Raw genomic sequence first — 19,735 nt, 5'->3', positions numbered from 1 at the left:
ATGATTAGCGATTATTTAGAAAAACCAGATCCCGTGATATTTAATGTTCCACTGCTAATGGTTCTCGGCGTCTGCAAATAGTTTACCTGAGGTTTACCACCGCTGTCTGCCGGCCAATAATTAGCCCAACTGTTTGAACCTCCATAGTGACCAGCATCGTTTCTTGTTAAATCTAAATCGGTGTAACTTACATCTGGATTTCCAGCATTTGCATTCATTCCACTTATGGTATAATCTATATTGTTGAAGTTCATATTGACTGATCCTGAATTGTTGCTTTGAGTCATAGCTCCTTCTGTTACAAACGGATTGGTAAATACGTTGTAGCTAGCAGTTACAGTAGCATTATTATTGTTTTTAATACAAACATTGGTTATCCCTACCACAAAAGAAGCCGCATTGTTCATGATGGCAATATTTCCGGTATTTCCATTATTTAAGTTGATGAAAAATGGCGCTACATCACCTCCATAAGGATCATAAATAGTATTATTAATGATTTCGTTGGAGCCACCTGTTTTAATAGCGTAAACAAATACACCACGGCAAAAATTATTGTAGAATTTAAAATTATAATTTGATTGTGTGTATGTTAGCCCAAAATCTGCTACATTGCCGTAAACTTCTACATCTGATGTAGCAAGACTAGTGTCTGTTGTAGTAGAATTAACGCTAATACTTTGTGCTTTATTAGCTGTACATCTTCCATGGGAAAAATTAATCCCTCCCGAAACTGTACACCCAGAAATGTTGGTGGTAGTATTGGTTTGGTTGGTAGAAACATTATTCAAATAACAGTTATACAGGTTAATGGTAGTTCTTCCTCCGGTTGTTGGTCCACTTGCCACTACGTTGTAGATGGTAAAGTTTCCTGAACTCAAACTACTTATATTCACTACCCTTCCTGCTGCCGGATTAATAGTAACAGTTCCCTGAATAAAATATTTGTTATAAATGGTTTCAGAGACAAAAGTCAATGATTTGTTGATGGTAAGGTTTTCTACATAAGCAGTCCCATTCGTTTTAGGTTGAATAATTATTCGATCTCCATCTGAAGCAGCGGTGATAGCTGCACTTACGGTAGAATAAGCTCCACCAGCTCCAGCATTTCTAACATACAAATCGGCCGCAAATGCCGTTGTGCTGAATAAACCTGTCAAAACAATGGTTAATAGTTTCTTTGTCATAATAGTGAAAAGATTAATAGTTTAATATTAAATATATATTGATTTTTAAATACTTCGTCTGAGATCTGTAAACAGAAAACTTGTCATTCAAAAATAAAAGCAAGAGCTTTAATCAATGATGAACATTGATTTTGAAAGTATTTTTGTTGGCAAATAAGTCTCTAAAGAAATTTTTCGAATTTAATGTTGATGTAAATTGTTGGAAACAATTGGTATTGATGTATTAATAAAATACAGTCTAGTTTTCTCTATTTTAATGGTTTAATTAGTTTTCAAATTAGGTTTTAGTTTTTTTAGTAAAAACAATATTTCATCATTGATGATTTTTTGTTTTCGATTGCAAAAATATGGCTTTCTTACGGATCATCAAATAGTTGATTCAAAAAAAATGGCGCCGCTTAAATTAAGTGACGCCATTTTTATATATTCTATAAGCTAGTTAACTTTATCGTTTGATTACTTTTACCGTTTTCACTGTATTATTAACAGCATTTACTTTAACCATGTAAATTCCTGAAGGTAAAGTTGAAACATCAACTGTTCCTTTATTATCATTGATAGTTTTAGTAAGAACTTGTTGCCCAGCCGTGCTGTAAACCGTTACAGAAAGGATATTCTTATCAAATGAAACATTCAAAATATCCTGTACAGGATTCGGGAAAACTTTCAGATTATCCGATGTTGTTGAAATTTCATCCACTGCTAAATTACTTGTAGGACAATTAACAGGAGTAAGTACATGTCTATAAATTGTAGTACCGTCACCTAATTTTCCACTATCGTTATTTCCACACGCTTTCAAAAATCCATCATTATTTATAGATAAAGTATGATCATACCCAGCAGTAACTAGTTTATGATCAGTAGCATTTCCTACAAAGATTAATTTTGAATCGGTGGTTGTATTGTTACCTAATTGACCGAAACCATTTAGTCCACAAGCAAACATATTTCCGTATATTGTTGTTCCCATAGTATTAAGAAACCCTGCAGAAATAGTTTTAACTCCATTATAGACAGCAGTAGGCGCAAATTTATTAATAAGGGTACCATCACCAAGCTGTCCTTTTTCATTACTTCCCCAAGTATAAAGTACTTCATTAGAATTTCTTGCTAAAGAATGATTATATCCGGCAGCCACATTGGTCCATCCATTATCTGTACCTATTTGTTTAGGCGTAAGTCGATTAGTGTTTGTTCCGTCACCCAATTGTCCGGTATTATTATAACCCCAAGCCCAAAGTGTTCCGTTAGTTTTTATCGCTAAAGAAAAATAAGCTCCCGCTGCAACACTTGCCCAATCGGTTGCTGTACCTATTTGAGTCGGAACAAGTTTATTTACTGTTGTTCCGTCTCCTAATCCTCCATAAAAATTACTACCCCAAGTCCATAGTGTTCCATTGGTCTTTATGGCTAAAGTATGATTATTTCCAAGAGAAACATCTGCCCAATTGTTTGCTGTTCCGATTTGTGTGGGTACATATCTGTCAAGAGAGGTTCCGTCACCTAATCTGCCTTCTCCGTTGTAGCCCCAGGCCCAAAGTGTTCCGTCAGTTTTTATTCCCATTGAGTAATAACCGCCTGCAACAATTTTTTTCCAATTATTCGCTGTTCCTATTTGAACCGGAGTTTGTCTGGTAATGAATGTTCCATCACCTATGTGTGCGCCACCACTACCCCAAGCCCAAATTGTTCCATCATTTTTTAATCCTACAGAATGATTATAACCTCCACTTACACTTTGCCAGCAACCTGTTACAGACACAGGAAGTGTCGTAAAAGAACCTCCCGATACCCAAGCACTTTCACTGGTATAACAATTAGCCGCAACCCACCAATAATATGTGGTATTAGGTAATAAATTTGCAAGAGTCGCTATTGTTGAAACAGTATTCGTAACCGTACCTGCCATAGTTGGACTGGTAGAATATATATATTTATAAGCTCCAGTATAGCCTGGTGTTGGTTCCAGCCAGTTAAGAACAGCCGTTGAGGATGTAATATTAGAAGTATACATCTGGTTTGGAGGATTACAAACAGCCGTAACTGGCGACATTTTCACCAAACCAAGTTGTAATGTTCCCAACCAAATAGTTCCGGAGCTTTGTGTTTTAATTGCACTAAAATAATTATCTGGCAAACCTGAATTTGTATTTGTAGTATTATAAATAGTGCAATTCGTAAAGTTTTGTACACCTTGCCCATTAAACCCGATCCACACTTTGCTGTTGCCGTCAACATCCAAAGCATTGAGTTGGGATCCTGCCAGACAAGAAGTGTTTTGATAGGTAAATGTGATGTTAGTTCCACTTGTTGTTAAAGTGATTAAACTATCATAACCTTTAACATAAACTATATTATTTGCAATTCTCAATATTTTTTGAGTTCCCTGTGCTATGAAATTAAAATCAATCCCATTAAATTTGTACAATACCCCATCATTGGTAATCCAAACACCATTATTACTATCGGTTGCTACTGAGTTCATATTTGGCACTGAATTATAAGTAGTCCAAGTAGTACCGTTGAATTTTGTAAGTCCCGCATCTGTTACAACCCAAAGGTTATTTAGTCCGTCAACAGCTATGTCAATGATATTATTATTTGGCAGCCCTGAATTTGAAGTGGTATAATTCGTCCAGGTGGTTCCGTTATATAAGATAATACCATTGGACTGAGATGCCAGCCATTTCCTGCCCAGACCGTCAATTTCAATTTTTAAAATTACATTCGATGCAATACCTGAGTTGCTGGTATTATAATTGGTAAAAGTAGTTCCATTAAAAGTTGAAATACCATAGTAAGAAGCAACCCATAATAAGCCATTTGCATCGGATTTAATATCATAGATAGAGTTGCTCCCTATTCCTGAATTTCCACTATTATAAGTCGTGTAACTATAAGTTTGTGCAAAGGCAGAAATTGAAATGAAAATTAAGAGTAAAAAGTAGAGTTTTTTCATGGTTTTTAATAAAATAATTCTCTTCATGTTTAAGTTTTATACTGTTTTCCTACTCGTTTAGCTTTTCGGTTTCGCTTCGTTTGAATGGTTTCTGAGCTCCATAAAAAATAAGTTTTATCAATTAATAAAAATTGATTTTGAAAGTATTTTTCGTTGATAAAAAATGTACCATTATTATTTGTAAAACCTAAATTTCCTTTGATATCACAGAAATTTTAATCTGATTTCTGTAAATAATCAAATAAGAAATATTGATTAAATTCAACTTGTGATCTAAAGAAATTTTGAGGATTTACTCTTATTTTAAATTGTAAGAAACAATTAGTTGTGACGAATTAATAAAGTAAAGTGTCGTTTTCTTCATTTTAATGATTTAATTAGTTTTCGATTTAGGTTTTAGTTTTTTTAGTAAAACAACATTATCATCAATTATGATTTTATGTTGCTGGCTGCAAAATTATATTTTTCTTACGGATCTTCAAATAGTTGATGAATAATTAACAGTAATTTTATCAAAATATAAATGTTGTTCCATTTTTAGAAATTAGAATCAGAACCTGTCTTTTACTAATTTAATCTTCCAAAAAAGTCTTTATAGATAATTCTGGTTGAGTTCACCAATAATGCAAAAAATTTCCCAATGAATCATTGGGAAATTTTTTATAATCAACAAAGATAAAATCTTAATACATTACAAACTAGATCTATAAATTACAAAATCCCCTCACTACCAAAACCGATAGTGAAGGGAAATCATTAATCTATGCTATTATTTAGTTTTGTCCACCAGTACCTCCTCCGGTACCTCCTCCTGGATTAGTTGAGGGACATGTTTTTGAATAAACCTGTCTTGTACTACAGATAAAGCAACCAAGAAAATATTTCGATGTTACTCTATAAGTTACTGTACAATCACCTTCTTTTGCGGTAGTATACGTTGTTACATAGCAAAAGAATTTAGCCTCTTCCGGATCTGCAAGCTTTGTCGGTTTTGCACTGATCATTGATGTACTGAAAGTTGCAAGTAAAAGACCTGCCAAAATAGTTTTTTTCATCGTAAATTGAATTTAAAAGTTAATAATTAAGTTAAAATATTTTTGTACAAAAAATTTTCTGATTAATATAGAGCAACTGCCTGGAACTTTGTTCCTCCACTGCCTCCGCCTTGTCGACATGTAATATATGGGTTACAAGTACCTTCTAATTTAATTGTATGCGTTCCTGCATTTAGTTTGATAAAAGCACTTCCTGTGTTAAAGAAAACGCCTTTAAGCGCTTCAGGACTAGTCCCGGTTCCTGTACCTGTAGAAGAATTGCTATAAGCATTTGTAGCTTTTACCAAAATGGAATTGTCTACTACTAAATGTGTTCTCAACATTTTGGATCCACCATCTGTAGGGGCTGCAGTTGTGCCATATTTAAAAACATCCCAAACAGGTACCGCAAAGTTGATCTGTACCAAAGCATCTCTTGTAAGAGTTATCGTTTGACTGTTAATCGCAACTCCAGGTCTATTATCATCTCCATTAGGGTTACTATCACTAATCGTGACATCAGCGAAAGGAGTAAGGTCAAATAAAACCTCATAAGATGATGACGCAGGACCTTTTTTAACAACACCATTAGCATCAATAACCAAATTGGAACCAGTTCCGTTTTGTACACCTTCTAATTTTAATGGGTCAGCAGTTGCTTTTACATGTAATGTATTTGTTGGCGTAGAAGTTCCAATACCAACAAAGCCCGTACTCTCTTTAATTCTTAAGCGTTCAACATAACTACCTGTGGTAGCATTCCCAATATAGAAATCTTCTCCGACACTAGCACGTATGCTTCCAACTCCCCAATTAGCCCCTCCCGCTGTTGGCCCATTATTAGTAAAGCCCAAAAGAGAAAGATTGCCGGTTGCAACTGGTGAAGTATTTCTTAATGCTAAAACTACAGCACTCAGATTTCCTACAGGAGCATCAATCAAATTATACCTGTTTGCATCGCTTATGCTTGCAACTACATGAAGTTTAGTAGTTGGAATTGTAGTTCCTATTCCAACTCTACCATTAGCTGCGTCTACTGAAAATGTATTTCCATCTACCGAGAAACCATTAGTAGCAGTAGAATTAAAAGTTAGTGTCTTATCTCCTTGTATTACTACTCTATTTCCTGTAAGCGTTCCGTCTGCATTGTAGATATTAGTGGAAGCAGCTGCGGTAGTATTAAGAGTTCCACCAGAAAGTGATAATCCAGAACCTAGCGCAATACTTCCTATGTCTCCGTTTGCATCTCTACCCATAATATTAGTAGAAGTACCTACAGATCCTGTAATACGGGCTGCTCCTTCTATATGTAATTTTTGTGCCGGAGTTGCTGTTCCAATACCAACAAATCCATTATCTTTAATTCTTAAACGTTCAGTATAAGGGGCTCCTACTGGTGTTGCATTCCCAATGTAGAAATCTTCAGCAGTAGCAGAACGTATACTTCCAATTCCCCAACTCGCACCCCATGCTGCAGGCCCATTATTGGTAAAACCTAAAAGAGAAAAATTCCCAACAGCAACTGGCGAAGTATTTCTCAATGCCAAAGCCACATAACTTGCGCTTCCAATCGGTGCATCAAACAAATTAAATCTGTTTCCGTCACTTGCATTTGCAACTACATGAAGTTTAGTAGTTGGTGATGTAGTTCCTATTCCAACACTACCTGTGTTTGATACAACTATATCATTAGCTTGTTGCGTTGCATTTGGTACTCCTGTAACAGGGTTATCTTTACCTCCATCTACATGAAAGGTTCCTTGTGGGTTGGAAGTCTGTACTCCCACTTGGGAATAAGCACATATTGGGAAAAATAGTGCAGCAATTAAAATCGAAGTTTTGTTTTTCATCTTTAGTTAATTTTTAGAATTGTGTTTTTAGAATTCTATATAAAAAATTGTTTAATGCATTAGCTAATTGCGATATTCAATAATCTTTGTGTTTACATGTGCAAATTTGAATAAAAATACCGGCAATAGCCATTGAAATATTTTAATAAATACCATTGAAATATCTTATAATAAAATATTAAGTTTTATTAATACATCGGATTAAATGACTAATTACCAGCTATTTAATTTTAAAAAAATCGGATTAATTATTTCACAATCGATAAATTGCAGCTATTGATATGCTATTTTCATAACATGTCTGTTTAAATTGAAATAATTTATTAATACAAAGAGAAAGTATGGAACTTGATTAGAACCTTATATTTTAGCCACAAAAGCAATTCCTAATAAAATTGAAGACAAGAATACTATAAGAAAAATGATTATCCAACCGGAGTAAATTGCTTTTGTAGATAAAAACAATTTTTTAATATAATGCTTTTAAAATCTTCGGTAAGATTTTGTACTTCGGCATCGGAAAGAAAAGTGATATTATAAACTAAAGTAATTTTCTTTTGATGTTGTTTTATGTATAATTTTTTGTTTATTCCTGCTTCTTTTATTTCAAAATCAATTAATTGATACTTTGAAAATCTGTCTGTCTCCCAATCAATAAATTTCAAAAAATTTTCATTTTTAAAAGTCAATATTCCTTCCACATTTTCATATTGAAATGTGTGCCTTTTTATAAAATTAAAAATAAAGAGTACTATAATACAGCAACAAAATACTATACCGCGAAAAAAAATACTATTTATGAAATGATTTTTTGTAAATGCCCATAATAGAACTGTAGCAGAAAAGACAATAATCATATTTACTGTTGCTATTTTAACGTATAAATAAATACTGTTTTTATTAGTTATCTTCATAAAATATAATTTAAATAGTATAAAATTTATTTTGGATGTATTTGAATTTTTGAGCTTTTTTCGGCTATAAAAATCTTAAAAAAGGCTCTACATACTGCAAAAAGAATCTTGGAATAGCTTTAAGAAATATTGCTTAATTTTTTAACTATAAAAATTTTAATTTAAACTATGAAATCTAATTGTATTAACTTTGCAAATATATAAAGCCTAATATTTTTATTTCATTCTCCAAATGGTAAATATTGCCTTAGAGTTAGTAAGCAAGCCAATATCTGCTAAAGGTACCTTCACTCCAAATACTATTTTATCCCCTTTATTTAGTTTTACTATAGTTTGTGTTTTTCTTATGGGTGATGAAACATTTACTCCCAACAAACTCACATTCAAAAATGATTCATCTGAAATTAAAGCTGCAGTGCTTGATCCCGAATTTATTTTAAAAATTCCAGCTCCTAATGTAGAAGCCGATAGCAGTGATGCCATTTCTATAAAAACATAGACATTGTAAATTCCGGTTTCTGGAGCAATAAATTCCTGGTTTGTAACATTAAAATTGAGCCCTTCATTTATCTCTAAAGTTGGGAAATATATTTTTTGCCATCCAGACAGCAAGTTCAAAGACAAAACTGAAAAACCGTTTCCGCCAATCCCTTTTATAATAGACTGTGCATAAGGTGCTTTCTCAAATATTCTATCTAAATCAACCGTATTGACTATATTATCACTGTCAAAAACCATGAGTTTATCAATATTTTCCGAAACCTGTAAGACTGGCGCTACTCTTATCTTTACATTACCATTTACATCTAAAGTTGCTGTAGGATTTTGCGTATTTATCCCTACCTGACAAATAAAAAAAGAAGAATATAATGTTGCTACCAAAAAAATAGTTTTTGTTCTCATTAGTTATTATTAAAAAATTGATTTTCTTTTTGCTTGGATGAATTAGAAAAATGTTAGTTTACTATTAAAAATTTAACTTATTTCTCTTCTTCCATTTAGCCACACTGTTTCGGCTTATTCTAAAATGTAATGCAATCTGCGAATTATTGAGTCTATTTTTTTTCTGATATTCAAGAATTTCCATTATTGCATCATCAGTATAAGAACGGTGCTTTTGGTTCGCCTCCAAAGTTTCTTTATTCTCACCGAAAATCATTGTATTAAGTTTTATAATATCTAAAGTAGAAAGCATTTTTTTATCCAAAAGCTTTTGGCATTCTACAATTTTATGAGGAAATTTCTTATTAAGAACATCTTTGTAGATACGTTTGTAGTCAGGTGCATTTTCCATATTATTATATTTTGTTTGGCTATTTTTTTCCGTATTTGCTAAGCCATTTATAAAGAGTTGTTTTAGGAATTCTATACTCTTTTATAATCTGCGTTTTGCTCTTCTCACCAGTTCTTACAAGATCTAATATAAATTCTATAATCTCTCTGGTATAAATATTTTTTTTGAAATAGGGAAGTTCTGTATTTCCAATATTATACTGTACAGATGCCTGCGGAGAATACAGGATGAGATGCTGAGAATATATTCTGAAAAAATCATAATCTAATAATTTACTCCATTTCAAAAGCTGTTCGCATTCAAGAGACTTCTTTATGTATACTTCTTCAATTTCTTTTTCTGTACATTTAAAAAAATTGCAAATTCTCTGATCATCAATTTTACATTCCAGGACTCTTTGTTTGATTAATTCTCCTATTTCTATTTCTTTAAATTCTGTTGTCATCTTATTCTACTTTAAATAAAAGCCCCCCTAATTTCTTCATCATTTGTGTAATTAAGAACTAATTAATCAAGGGGGGCCTTAGGAAATATGAATATGTACGCGATTATTATTTTGATTTTAGAAAATTTATAAAAAAGTATTAATACTATTCTATATTTCCAAAGAAAGTGGCCGAGATAGGACGATTACCTCGACCGATGAGGGGAACTGAAAACACTTTCTTTAGGTTACTCTAATTTTTATCTTATTTCATTCATTTCTTTATTCGTGCATTCAAAATTTTTATTTTGTATTTTATTAAAAAACTATTGCAATAACTAAAGGGATTTACAGTAAAAGTGGTGTCTATCATGATTGATATATAGGCTTTTCAGTTAATGGGGAATATTAACATGATTGTTCAGCAAATTTCTCCCTTTGTATTGCAATAGCGAATAAATATTAAAAAAATTAAAAATTCTATTCTTTATTTTTAGAGTAATACCGCCTCCCCATTCATATTGCTCTCCATAAATACCTTATTATGAGAAGGCTGAGTATTATTAAAAAAACACAAAATAATGAAAAATTCTATCGTTAAATGTTATCCTTTTTTACTTGAAATTTTATTTTAATTAAAAATATAATCGGTTCTTATTTTTTAAAGCGGGCATAGTGAAGATTAAAATATGCCCGCTAAAGTCAAATTGAATAAAATACCTGATCTCAATTATTACAAAGTTGCATGAATATTTTTATAACTACAGTTGAACTATCTTAATAAATACTCTTAAAATATAATAAGCATTTTTTCGTTTTTAGACTATTTCATCGTTAATATTGTGTAGTATCAGATTTTCTGTAGCGAAATATTAAATACAACTTACATAAATGGATAAAATAAAAATTCTGTTTCTATTATGTGTGTTTTAGAATCATATTAAAATGTATTTAATTATTATAAACCAAAACCTGCATTTTTGTAAGCATAGCTTCGTTATCGCCATTATATCCCTGATACGTTGAAGGAACAAAATTAACTGCCGCAGCACCATCCCAAGAGGTATACTGAACTTTGAAAGTATAAGTTCCGGAAGGTAAAGTTATTCCTTTCAGGAAAGTAACAGGAACAGGCATGTTAGAATGAGCTTCACCAGTCCCAGCACCTGGAAATTGTCCTGCTTTAGAAGCAAAAGCAGAAGAAATTTTAGCTCCATTTTGTAATAAAGAGAAAACACCTTGTGTTGTATTACTATTTGCAAGTACCGCATATCCTAAGATTGTAAATAGAAAAGTTTGAGTACGCCCTGCAGGAACCGTTAAGGTTACACTAACTCCTGGAACATCTGCCGTTACTCCCTGATTGACTGTAATAGATGAGGTTCCCTGTACATACGTTGTAGAAGAGATCGAACCTTTAACCATGTTAACATTCTCCCAACTAGCTGCGGCTCCTGCCCCATTTGATACTAAAATCTGGCCATCTATCCCTGCAGATCCTGCTGTTGAAGCATTCCCTCCTACATTTAATTCGTTGGTTAGCTGTAAAGCACCATTAACATGCAATTGCTTTTGTGGTGTTGAAGTCCCAATTCCTATAAGACCGGAAGAAGTAATTCTCAAACGTTCTAAGTAATTGCCACCTAAAGAATTCCCAAAGAAAAAATCTTCGGTAGACGCAGCAGTACGGATGGTACCTATTCCCCAATTAGCTCCTCCCGATGTAGCCCCGTTATTGGTAAATCCTAAAAGAGCATAATTACCAGTAGCTGCAGGAGAAGAGTTTCTTAATGCCATAATCACCTGTTGATTATTACCTGCAGGCCCATCAATTAATGTAAACCTACTGGAAACAGCTGCAGTACTTGTTACATGAAATTTACCTTCAGGAGTAGCTGTTCCAATTCCAACTCTATCATTAGCAGCATCTACGGATAAGGTAGTTCCATCCACTGAAAATGCATTTGTTGCAGTTCCGTTAAATGCTAATGTATTCCCTCCCTGTGTTACAGTTCTGTTTCCGGTAAGAGAACCATCGGCATTGTAAATATTAACAGACGCAGGACTCGAAGCTGTAAGAGTTCCTCCGGAAAAAGATAAACCGGCACCTATTGCAACATTTCCTATATCCCCATTTGCATCTCTACCCATAATACTTGTTGAGGTACCGGTAGAACCAGTAATACGAGCCGTACCTTCTACATGTAATTTTTGCGCGGGCGTAGCAGTACCAATCCCAATTAACCCTGCAGAAGTAATTCTCAAACGCTCTAAGTAACTACTTCCTAAAGAATTTCCAAAGAAAAAATCTTCGGTAGACGCAGCAGTACGGATGGTACCTATTCCCCAATTAGCTCCTCCCGATGTAGCCCCGTTATTGGTAAATCCTAAAAGAGCATAATTACCAGTAGCTGCAGGAGAAGAGTTTCTTAATGCCATAATCACCTGTTGATTATTACCTGCAGGCCCATCAATTAATGTAAACCTATTGGAAACAGCTGCTGTACTTGCTACATGAAATTTGCTTTCAGGAGCGATTGTTCCAATTCCGACTCTATCATTCGCAGCATCTACGGATAAGGTAGTTCCATCCACTGAAAATGCATTTGTTGCAGTTCCGTTAAACGCTAATGTATTCGTTCCCTGTGTTACAGTTCTGTTTCCGGTAAGAGAACCATCGGCATTGTAAATATTAACAGACGCAGAACCCGAAGCTGTAAGGGTTCCTCCTGAAAGAGATAAACCGGAACCTATCGCAACATTTCCTATATCTCCATTTGCATCTCTACCCATAATACTTGTTGAGGTACCAGTAGAACCTGTAATACGCCCCGTTCCTTCTACATGTAGCTTTTGTACTGGAGTGGTAGTTCCAATTCCAACTCTACCAGCATCCGTTAAAACCATACCTGGCGCCTCTGTTGCTGTAGAAGAAGCATGAAACTGTAAGGTAGCTGAACTGACGCCTAATCCATAGAAATCGGTTCCACTACCATTATTATAAACTGCCAGCTTTTTCCCTACAACATCTGTAACGCTACTTCCTACATCACTCCCCAAGTGTAATTTATTGGCAGGAGCAGTAGTTCCAATTCCTATCCTTTTATTAGCTGCATCTACTGAAAATGTACTTCCGTCTACTGAAAATGCATTAGCTGCAGTTCCTGTAAAAGCTAATGTATTTGCTCCTTGTGTTACGACTCTGTTTCCGGTAAGAGAACCATCCGAATTGTAGATGTTAATATTAGAACCAGCTGATGAATTTAGCTTAGTCCATACTGTACCATTATAATAGTAATGACCTACTGCGTCTATATTAATTGCAGTACCTGCCTGTGTACCTGTTGCAATACTATTTACATAAATTATGGTAGAAGTAGGAACATCTATCATCCCTTGAGCCCTCTGTCTGTCTACTCTCGGAACCAGTAACCCGTCTACATTGGTTGTAGAACCTGTTTCATTTTTTGCAGTTATATCTAACGTAGCTGTAGGATTTGGGGTATTTATTCCTACCTGAGAATAAGCAATTACAGGGAAAAATAATGCTGCAATTAAAATTGATGTTTGTTTTTTCATCTTAAGTTTAAAATACTTTTGTTTTTATTGTGTTCTAGAATCATCTAAGTAAGCTAAATGAAAAGATTAAACTAGATTTATCAATTTGATTTAATCTTTTCATATTAATCATGCAAAATTGGAATAAAACATTAAGAACAACAGTTGAATTATCTTAATAAGCACCATTGAATTATCTTAATATTTTATTGAAATTTTAAATTATTTCATCATTATAACTATATTAAAATTTATATTTTCTGCAACTTAGATATTAAACACCTTTATATAAGTGGATAAAATCGAAATTCTGTTTCTGTTGTGTGTGTGTTTTTAGAATCGTATCAAAAAAAGTAATTTGTTATTATGATTATGAATTACATCAAAATACCAAATCAATATATATTATAAGAGGGAATAAGGGGGCAGAAACAAAATTTCAATAATAACCATTAGATCTATTAAAATTAACCGGTTTGAAAAATCTATTTAAATCTGAAAATTGACATTCTGGTTAAATTATCAATTGTAATATTTGGTTTATTAATAGTCTAATATTTTTCATCATTATCCTAAAAAATCTTTATTATAAAAAATTTAGGACTACTGGTTTAAAATACAATTGGAATTGCTATAATTCATAATATTATTGGGTATAGTAAACGACATTTACTGAATTCACTAAGGTTCTATTATAATTTATAGCCTCTACATTCAAGGAATTCGTCACAGGATTTATATATCTTGTTAGGAACATTACTTTTTCTCCTGCATTCATAAAAATCATACCTGTGGACAATAGAGTAACTGGAAAATTACTACTAGATACATTTTCATCTTTTTGAGCTAAAAATGCAAATGTATCATTTCCCACACCACTTGTCAGTTTTGCTCCTGTATATGGCTTGGAAACACCAATTCTTGCAAGTCCCGCATAAGGACCTTGAAAACACAGATTAATCTGAAAATTAAAATATCCCGATTTATTAGCAATAAATTCCTTTGTAGAAAGATCATAAGTAGCAGCATCACCTTGCATATTAATTTTATCAAATAAAACTTGTCTAATATTTGAACCTCCGCCAAGATCTGCACCTAAATATGTTGTATCATTTCCTGATGCCTGAAATCCTAAAGCATTTGCAACGACAGCAGTTCCTGTAGGTAATGTCGTTTCATCTATAAATCGGAACCACTTATTCAGTGTAGAATCAAATCTATAGAGATTATTTTTAATTACATTATTCGGAGCTACTCCTGAGTTTACTAAATTATATATAATTAATCCATTAACAGGATTAGGAATAGTTACTAGATCCGTATTGCTTGTTAGGGAAACTTGAGGAAAAAGTATTCCTTTTTTTCCATTTGCAGGGAGATTATTCACATTAATATCCAACATTGCAGAAGAATTGGGGACAGTAGTTCCAATACCTACATTTCCCTGTGGAGTGACAATAAAATCATTGGCCTGTTGGTTTATAGTAGGAGTACCTGATATTAAGTTATCTTTAGCACCATCTACATGAAAAATTCCTTGAGGATTACTAGTATTAATACCTACTTGAGAATACCCATTTGCATATAAAAATAATGCAGCTGTAATAGATAAAAGTTTTGTTTTCATTTTTTTTAAATTATTAATTGTGTTTATAGAACCGTCATTAAAATGACCTTTTTAAATAATTGTATTTTTAATTTTCATACAATTAATTAATATTTTAATAAGTAAAATATATTTTATTTAAAAAAATCATTTCAACAAGGCAAAATTGTGAAAATATTTTCGTTGTAACCGTTGAACTATCTTAATAAGTACCATTGAATTATCTTAATCTTTTAGCTACTCATGAAAATATTATCTGATCTTAATAGGGATTATTATATAGTAAAAAATAAGTAATGAAAATTGAGATTTATAGTTCAACGATAGATAGAGAGGTACGACCTGTTTGTATTGTACGGGCAATATTGTTGTTGTTCATCCATGCTCTAATAGTCAATTGCTGACCCGCATTCATTTGTACTAAGCCATTTATACTTACTGTTGGGCCCCAATTTGATGCATTCGTAGCAACAGAAAATACAGTACTGTTGGCTAGAGTTGTAGTTCCGTTTACCTGGGCGTCAAGATAAAGCTCATTTGTTGAGAGGTTCCAATCAATAGAAGGTGATATTATGATATTAGCATCAACCATATAATAACCGGTTCTTGGTGCCGTAAATACATTTACCGCAAAGTTATTACCCACATCTAAACTTTCACTATAAGAAAGTTGTGTAAAAGGACCTACTGATGGACTATTATTAGCCGCTACACTTGTTGTGCTTATAACTCCTTTTACCATAGCTTTTTGAACAACATTCTGCACTACTACATTTCCATTTGTATCAACTGCCAGTCCTGCAGCATTTGCGGTTGGAGTAGAAGAACTATTCATATTGGTAAATTTTAATCCGGATATACCACTTGTTCCGGAAGAAATTTCTAATCTGGAAGTAGGAGAAGTAGTTCCTATTCCAACATTACCTCCACCTTTTAAAACCATTCCCGGTGCAGCCGTTGCTGTAGAAGCTGCATGAAATTGCAAAGTAGCAGCGTTAATACCCAATCCGTAAAAATCAGTTCCTCCGGCATTGTTATATACAGCTAGTTTTTTTCCTAAAACATCTGTAACACTGCTTCCAACATCATTCCCTAAATGCAATTTATTAGCAGGAGACGTAGTTCCAATTCCAATTCTTTTATTAGCAGCATCTACTGAAAATGTACTTCCATCTACTGAAAATGCATTAACTGCAGTTCCTGTAAAAGCTAATGTATTAGCAGCCTGAGTTACTACTCTATTTCCATTTAGGGAACCATCTGAGTTATAAATGTTAGTGTTTGAACCTGATGATGTATTTAACTTATCCCAAATTGTTCCATTATAATAATAATATCCAACTGCATCTATATTAGCTGCAGTACCTGTCTGTGTACCAGTTGCAAAACTATTTACATAAATCATAGTAGAAGTAGGAATACTTGCCATACTTTGAGCTCTTTCTCTATCAACCCGTGGAATAAGAAGCCCGTCTACATTCGTTGTAGTTCCTGTAGCATTTTTTGCCGTTACATCTAATGTGGATGTAGGAGTCATAGTATTAATACCCACTTGGGAATAACCATTTGCATATAAAAATAATGCAGCCGTAATAGATAAAATTTTTGTCTTCATTTTTTTGTTTTAATTATTAATTATGTCTCTGGAACCAATATTAATATTTTTATTAACCATATTTTGAATTCTCATACAATTGATTAATACTTTACATATTAAAATATATCTGATTTAAAAACATTCTTTCAACAAAACAAAATTGCAGTAATATTTTTATTACAACTGTTGAACTATTTCAATAAATAACCTTAAACTATATTAACATTTTTTTTATTTATTGACGATATTTCTTCTTATTTTAGATAAAAATTCGGGGGTAATTCCTAAATAAGAAGCAATTTGAGAACTAGGAAGTTTTTGGGCTAAAGCTGGATATTGCTGGAGAAACAGAAGATAACGCTCTGTGGCAGTATAACTGATACTATATAAAATCCTTTTTTGTAGTAGGACAAATTTATCTTCAATAATCATTCTGAAAATACGTTCAAATTTGGGGCATATTGCGAAAAGAGTTGTAAGGTCTTCCTTACTTATTTGTAATACTGTGGATGGTACCACTGCTTCAATAAATAATACACTTGGAGCTGTAGAATTAAAACTATCGATATCAACAATCCAGTCATTTTCAACAGCAAATTCTATATTATATTCAATTCCTTTACTATCAATTCCATACATTTTAAAACATCCTTCCATAATGAAACTGTAATAATGACAAACCATACCTTCCTGTAATAAAAATTGTCTTCGCTTAATTTTACGTTTCACAACTTTATTTTTTAAAAGTTCAGCCTCATCCGGAGTTAGTGCGATATGATTTTTCAATAATATCTTTATTAGATTTTCCATCGATATCAAGTACTATCTATAGAGAGAAATGTTCCCCAAAAAAAGTAATATGATTTGCTATAAATACTATTTTTCAAGTTTATAGCTCCATCATAAAAAAACTAGAACTGGCATGAAGCCAATTCTAGAATAATTTTACTTTTTATCAAATTATCTCAACTCCATAGTTTTAACTCCACAAAATTGCAGCAATATTTTCTTTACAACCCTTGAACTATATTAGAAAATAATATTAAACTATGTTAAGTAATGCATACTATCTATAGACAACGTTTCGTCTTATTTTACATAAAAATTCTGGAGTAACTCCCAGATATGAAGCAATTTGCGTATTAGGAAGCTTACGTGACAAGGCAGGATACTGTTTTAGGAATGATACATAGCGTTCTTCTACAGTAGAACTGATATTTTGCAATACTCTTTTTTGTAGCAATACAAATTTATCTTCTATAATCATTCTGAAAATTCTTTCGAATTTGGGACATATATTGAATAAAGACATCAGATTCTCTCTATTTATCTGCAGAATAGTTGAAGGCTCTACAGCTTCTATAAATAACGAGCTTGCTTTTTTTGAATAAAAACTTTCAATATCCACCATCCAGTCTCTTTCTATTCCAAATTCAATATTATATTCACTTCCTCTTGTATCAATACTATACATTTTAAAGCAACCATCTATAATAAAATTATAATGCTGACATACCATCCCTTCCTGTAGAATAAATTGTCTGCGTTTTATTTTACGGACACTGATATTATTTTTCAATAACTCTATTTCGTCAGAAGTTAATGAAGTTTTAGTTTTAAGTAATGTGTTGACTAAGATTTCTTTTGATATAGGCATAGCAATTGTGTTTATTTTTTTAGAGACTACTTTTTTATGAATTTAAAACCATCATTTTTATTCGAAATTTTCAGAAAATAGGTACCCTTTAAAAGCTCCTGTATTTTTATTTTTCCCTGTTCTATCTTACCAGACTTCACGATCTGCCCAAGAGTATTAAAAATGTTGTATTCCTGATCCTTTATTTCTTTAATAGTAATAAAGTCTACAGCCGGATTCGGATATATTGTAAATATTTGTTTTTCAACAGATTCATCAACATTAAGAGTTGGTAAGACTAAATTTTGAGCATATACAACCGGATTAGAATCTGTTGTTTTTTGTTCCTGAAATACCAAAACACTTTGCCCATTAATTGGCTTTAATGAAGTAATATAAGATTTTGCGGCCGCGAATGTTGCCATCGGCATATAATTTTGAGACCATGCAAAATCGCCGTTATTATCCAACAAAACTGCGTTTAAAGAAATATTTAAAGAGGATGTACCTATTTTTTTCTGAACAACAAAAAACGGTTTGTCATCTAATAAATGTAAGCTTCCTGTATGAAAAATAGAATTTGTATCTACTGGAAAAACCTGTTTAGCATTGTTTGTAAAGAGTTTGGCTCCTGTATTTTTATCAAACTTCTGAACAAATTCTCCGTTTTGTCCTTGTGCAGAATCGCTATAATTTGCTATTGACCAAATATAAGGAGATCCCGGCGTAAAAGCAATTTTCATGTCTTTCTCATAGTATGTTTGATTGGTATCAAAGTCAACTCCGGCAGCTCCCCAAGGTAAAGTTCCATCTAAGTTTACTCTTTGTAAATAACCATCAAATCTACCTCCTTGCCCACTACTAAATCCGTAATACAGAACATTTCCATCTACAACTCCTTGATATTTAATATTCCATGAAGTTGTTTTTGTTGCAATCTGAACAGGTGCGCTCCAAACTATTCCTCCGTTAAGATTAAGCTTTTGTGCAAACAGATAACTATTAGTTCCTGTCATTACTTTACTGAAAATCACTTCAAATTCATTGTTCGGTAACTCAAAAAGATCTGCAGGAACAGTATTTTTTGTACTGTCATCAGACATAATCTGAACCGGTGAAGCCCAAACAGGCTGTCCGGCAGGATTAAATCGCTGTACTTTTGTATATTTTTGAGTTGATGGCCAATAACTTACTACGACATCACCATTTGATAACGGAAGAATTGTAGGAAGATATCCTTCTCCCAGATTAATACCATTCGGCCAGGCAGAAGTACCTTGAGGAGTTACTTTAAATACATATCCCGGAGTACCCGTTCCCGTTCCCGTAACGCCAATATATAAATTATCTGAAGAATCAACAGTAGTTCTTTCAACATATGTATAGGATCCCATTGCGATCTGGTTGCTCAATAAAATCCCATCCGAGCCCAATTGCTGAAAACCGTTTTGATCTAAAATCTGTAGACGCAATTCAAAATTTACAGGTGCTGCTACTTTTTTCCAGAATCCTATATAAGTTTTTCCGTCACTCATTCTTGCAGAAAAACTTGCGCCTCCTGTTCCGGGATTTGCTGTCAGTAAATTTTCATTAAGATTAGAACTCCATTGAGATTTTACAATTGAAATAGCATATAGAAATGCACAAAAAGTTAATAATTTCTTCATAATTGC

The 19,735-nt window shown here is 32.9% G+C and carries 14 protein-coding genes; all 14 read right to left on the bottom strand.

The annotated features are described in order from the left end of the window. Nucleotides 1-11: 11 nt before the first annotated feature. The 14 genes from SB689_RS20980 to SB689_RS20915 all read right to left on the bottom strand — a co-directional run bounded on the left by SB689_RS20980 (nucleotide 12) and on the right by SB689_RS20915 (nucleotide 19,729). The gene (locus SB689_RS20980) at nucleotides 12-1,187 is read right to left on the bottom strand and encodes a hypothetical protein (protein ID WP_410694036.1); all 1,176 of its coding nucleotides are present in this window, start codon (nucleotides 1,185-1,187) and stop codon (nucleotides 12-14) included. A gap of 445 nt (nucleotides 1,188-1,632) precedes the next feature. Continuing rightward, nucleotides 1,633-4,149: a T9SS type A sorting domain-containing protein gene (locus SB689_RS20975; protein WP_410694035.1), complete on the bottom strand. Its 2,517-nt coding sequence runs from the start codon at nucleotides 4,147-4,149 to the stop codon at nucleotides 1,633-1,635. A 773-nt stretch (nucleotides 4,150-4,922) separates the two neighbouring features. Next, nucleotides 4,923-5,204 (bottom strand): hypothetical protein, encoded by a 282-nt coding sequence (locus SB689_RS20970; RefSeq protein WP_410694034.1) that lies wholly within the window; start codon nucleotides 5,202-5,204, stop codon nucleotides 4,923-4,925. 62 nt (nucleotides 5,205-5,266) lie between these two features. After that, complete coding sequence (locus tag SB689_RS20965; RefSeq protein WP_410694033.1) at nucleotides 5,267-7,033, bottom strand: hypothetical protein; 1,767 nt, start codon at nucleotides 7,031-7,033, stop codon at nucleotides 5,267-5,269. Nucleotides 7,034-7,458: 425 nt separating this feature from the next. Further along, nucleotides 7,459-7,947: a hypothetical protein gene (locus SB689_RS20960; RefSeq protein ID WP_410694032.1), complete on the bottom strand. Its 489-nt coding sequence runs from the start codon at nucleotides 7,945-7,947 to the stop codon at nucleotides 7,459-7,461. A gap of 216 nt (nucleotides 7,948-8,163) precedes the next feature. Further along, nucleotides 8,164-8,850 carry a hypothetical protein gene (locus tag SB689_RS20955; protein ID WP_410694031.1) on the bottom strand — a complete coding sequence of 229 codons (687 nt, stop codon included), beginning with the start codon at nucleotides 8,848-8,850 and terminating at the stop codon, nucleotides 8,164-8,166. A 64-nt stretch (nucleotides 8,851-8,914) separates the two neighbouring features. Then, the gene (locus tag SB689_RS20950; protein ID WP_410694030.1) at nucleotides 8,915-9,241 is read right to left on the bottom strand and encodes a helix-turn-helix domain-containing protein; all 327 of its coding nucleotides are present in this window, start codon (nucleotides 9,239-9,241) and stop codon (nucleotides 8,915-8,917) included. A gap of 19 nt (nucleotides 9,242-9,260) precedes the next feature. Continuing rightward, the gene (locus tag SB689_RS20945; protein ID WP_410694029.1) at nucleotides 9,261-9,686 is read right to left on the bottom strand and encodes a transposase; all 426 of its coding nucleotides are present in this window, start codon (nucleotides 9,684-9,686) and stop codon (nucleotides 9,261-9,263) included. Nucleotides 9,687-10,616: 930 nt separating this feature from the next. Beyond that, nucleotides 10,617-13,244 (bottom strand): beta strand repeat-containing protein, encoded by a 2,628-nt coding sequence (locus tag SB689_RS20940; RefSeq protein WP_410694028.1) that lies wholly within the window; start codon nucleotides 13,242-13,244, stop codon nucleotides 10,617-10,619. Between the two features lie 625 nt (nucleotides 13,245-13,869). Further along, complete coding sequence (locus tag SB689_RS20935; protein ID WP_410694027.1) at nucleotides 13,870-14,850, bottom strand: hypothetical protein; 981 nt, start codon at nucleotides 14,848-14,850, stop codon at nucleotides 13,870-13,872. A gap of 289 nt (nucleotides 14,851-15,139) precedes the next feature. Further along, on the bottom strand, nucleotides 15,140-16,444 hold the full coding sequence (locus tag SB689_RS20930; protein ID WP_410694026.1) for a hypothetical protein: 1,305 nt from the start codon (nucleotides 16,442-16,444) through the stop codon (nucleotides 15,140-15,142). A gap of 213 nt (nucleotides 16,445-16,657) precedes the next feature. Then, entirely contained in the window at nucleotides 16,658-17,212 is a 555-nt protein-coding gene (locus SB689_RS20925; RefSeq protein ID WP_410694025.1) for a Crp/Fnr family transcriptional regulator, read from the bottom strand. A gap of 280 nt (nucleotides 17,213-17,492) precedes the next feature. Further along, nucleotides 17,493-18,083 carry a Crp/Fnr family transcriptional regulator gene (locus SB689_RS20920; RefSeq protein WP_410694024.1) on the bottom strand — a complete coding sequence of 197 codons (591 nt, stop codon included), beginning with the start codon at nucleotides 18,081-18,083 and terminating at the stop codon, nucleotides 17,493-17,495. Between the two features lie 26 nt (nucleotides 18,084-18,109). After that, nucleotides 18,110-19,729 (bottom strand): T9SS type A sorting domain-containing protein, encoded by a 1,620-nt coding sequence (locus tag SB689_RS20915; protein WP_410694023.1) that lies wholly within the window; start codon nucleotides 19,727-19,729, stop codon nucleotides 18,110-18,112. Nucleotides 19,730-19,735 lie beyond the last annotated feature (6 nt).

Source organism: Chryseobacterium sp. SIMBA_038, assembly GCF_046535115.1.
Taxonomy (GTDB): Bacteria; Bacteroidota; Bacteroidia; order Flavobacteriales; family Weeksellaceae; genus Chryseobacterium.
The sequence above is the reverse complement of the archived record's forward strand: the minus strand, read 5'-3'. Positions and strand labels throughout refer to the sequence as shown.

Excerpts from the sequence above, each read along its gene's own strand:
- SB689_RS20980 (WP_410694036.1), bottom strand. The coding sequence starts at position 1,187 with ATGACAAAGAAACTATTAACCATTGTTTTGACAGGTTTATTCAGCACA.
- SB689_RS20975 (WP_410694035.1), bottom strand. The coding sequence starts at position 4,149 with ATGAAAAAACTCTACTTTTTACTCTTAATTTTCATTTCAATTTCTGCC.
- SB689_RS20970 (WP_410694034.1), bottom strand. The coding sequence starts at position 5,204 with ATGAAAAAAACTATTTTGGCAGGTCTTTTACTTGCAACTTTCAGTACA.
- SB689_RS20965 (WP_410694033.1), bottom strand. The coding sequence starts at position 7,033 with ATGAAAAACAAAACTTCGATTTTAATTGCTGCACTATTTTTCCCAATA.
- SB689_RS20960 (WP_410694032.1), bottom strand. The coding sequence starts at position 7,947 with ATGAAGATAACTAATAAAAACAGTATTTATTTATACGTTAAAATAGCA.
- SB689_RS20955 (WP_410694031.1), bottom strand. The coding sequence starts at position 8,850 with ATGAGAACAAAAACTATTTTTTTGGTAGCAACATTATATTCTTCTTTT.
- SB689_RS20950 (WP_410694030.1), bottom strand. The coding sequence starts at position 9,241 with ATGGAAAATGCACCTGACTACAAACGTATCTACAAAGATGTTCTTAAT.
- SB689_RS20945 (WP_410694029.1), bottom strand. The coding sequence starts at position 9,686 with ATGACAACAGAATTTAAAGAAATAGAAATAGGAGAATTAATCAAACAA.
- SB689_RS20940 (WP_410694028.1), bottom strand. The coding sequence starts at position 13,244 with ATGAAAAAACAAACATCAATTTTAATTGCAGCATTATTTTTCCCTGTA.
- SB689_RS20935 (WP_410694027.1), bottom strand. The coding sequence starts at position 14,850 with ATGAAAACAAAACTTTTATCTATTACAGCTGCATTATTTTTATATGCA.
- SB689_RS20930 (WP_410694026.1), bottom strand. The coding sequence starts at position 16,444 with ATGAAGACAAAAATTTTATCTATTACGGCTGCATTATTTTTATATGCA.
- SB689_RS20920 (WP_410694024.1), bottom strand. The coding sequence starts at position 18,083 with ATGCCTATATCAAAAGAAATCTTAGTCAACACATTACTTAAAACTAAA.
- SB689_RS20915 (WP_410694023.1), bottom strand. The coding sequence starts at position 19,729 with ATGAAGAAATTATTAACTTTTTGTGCATTTCTATATGCTATTTCAATT.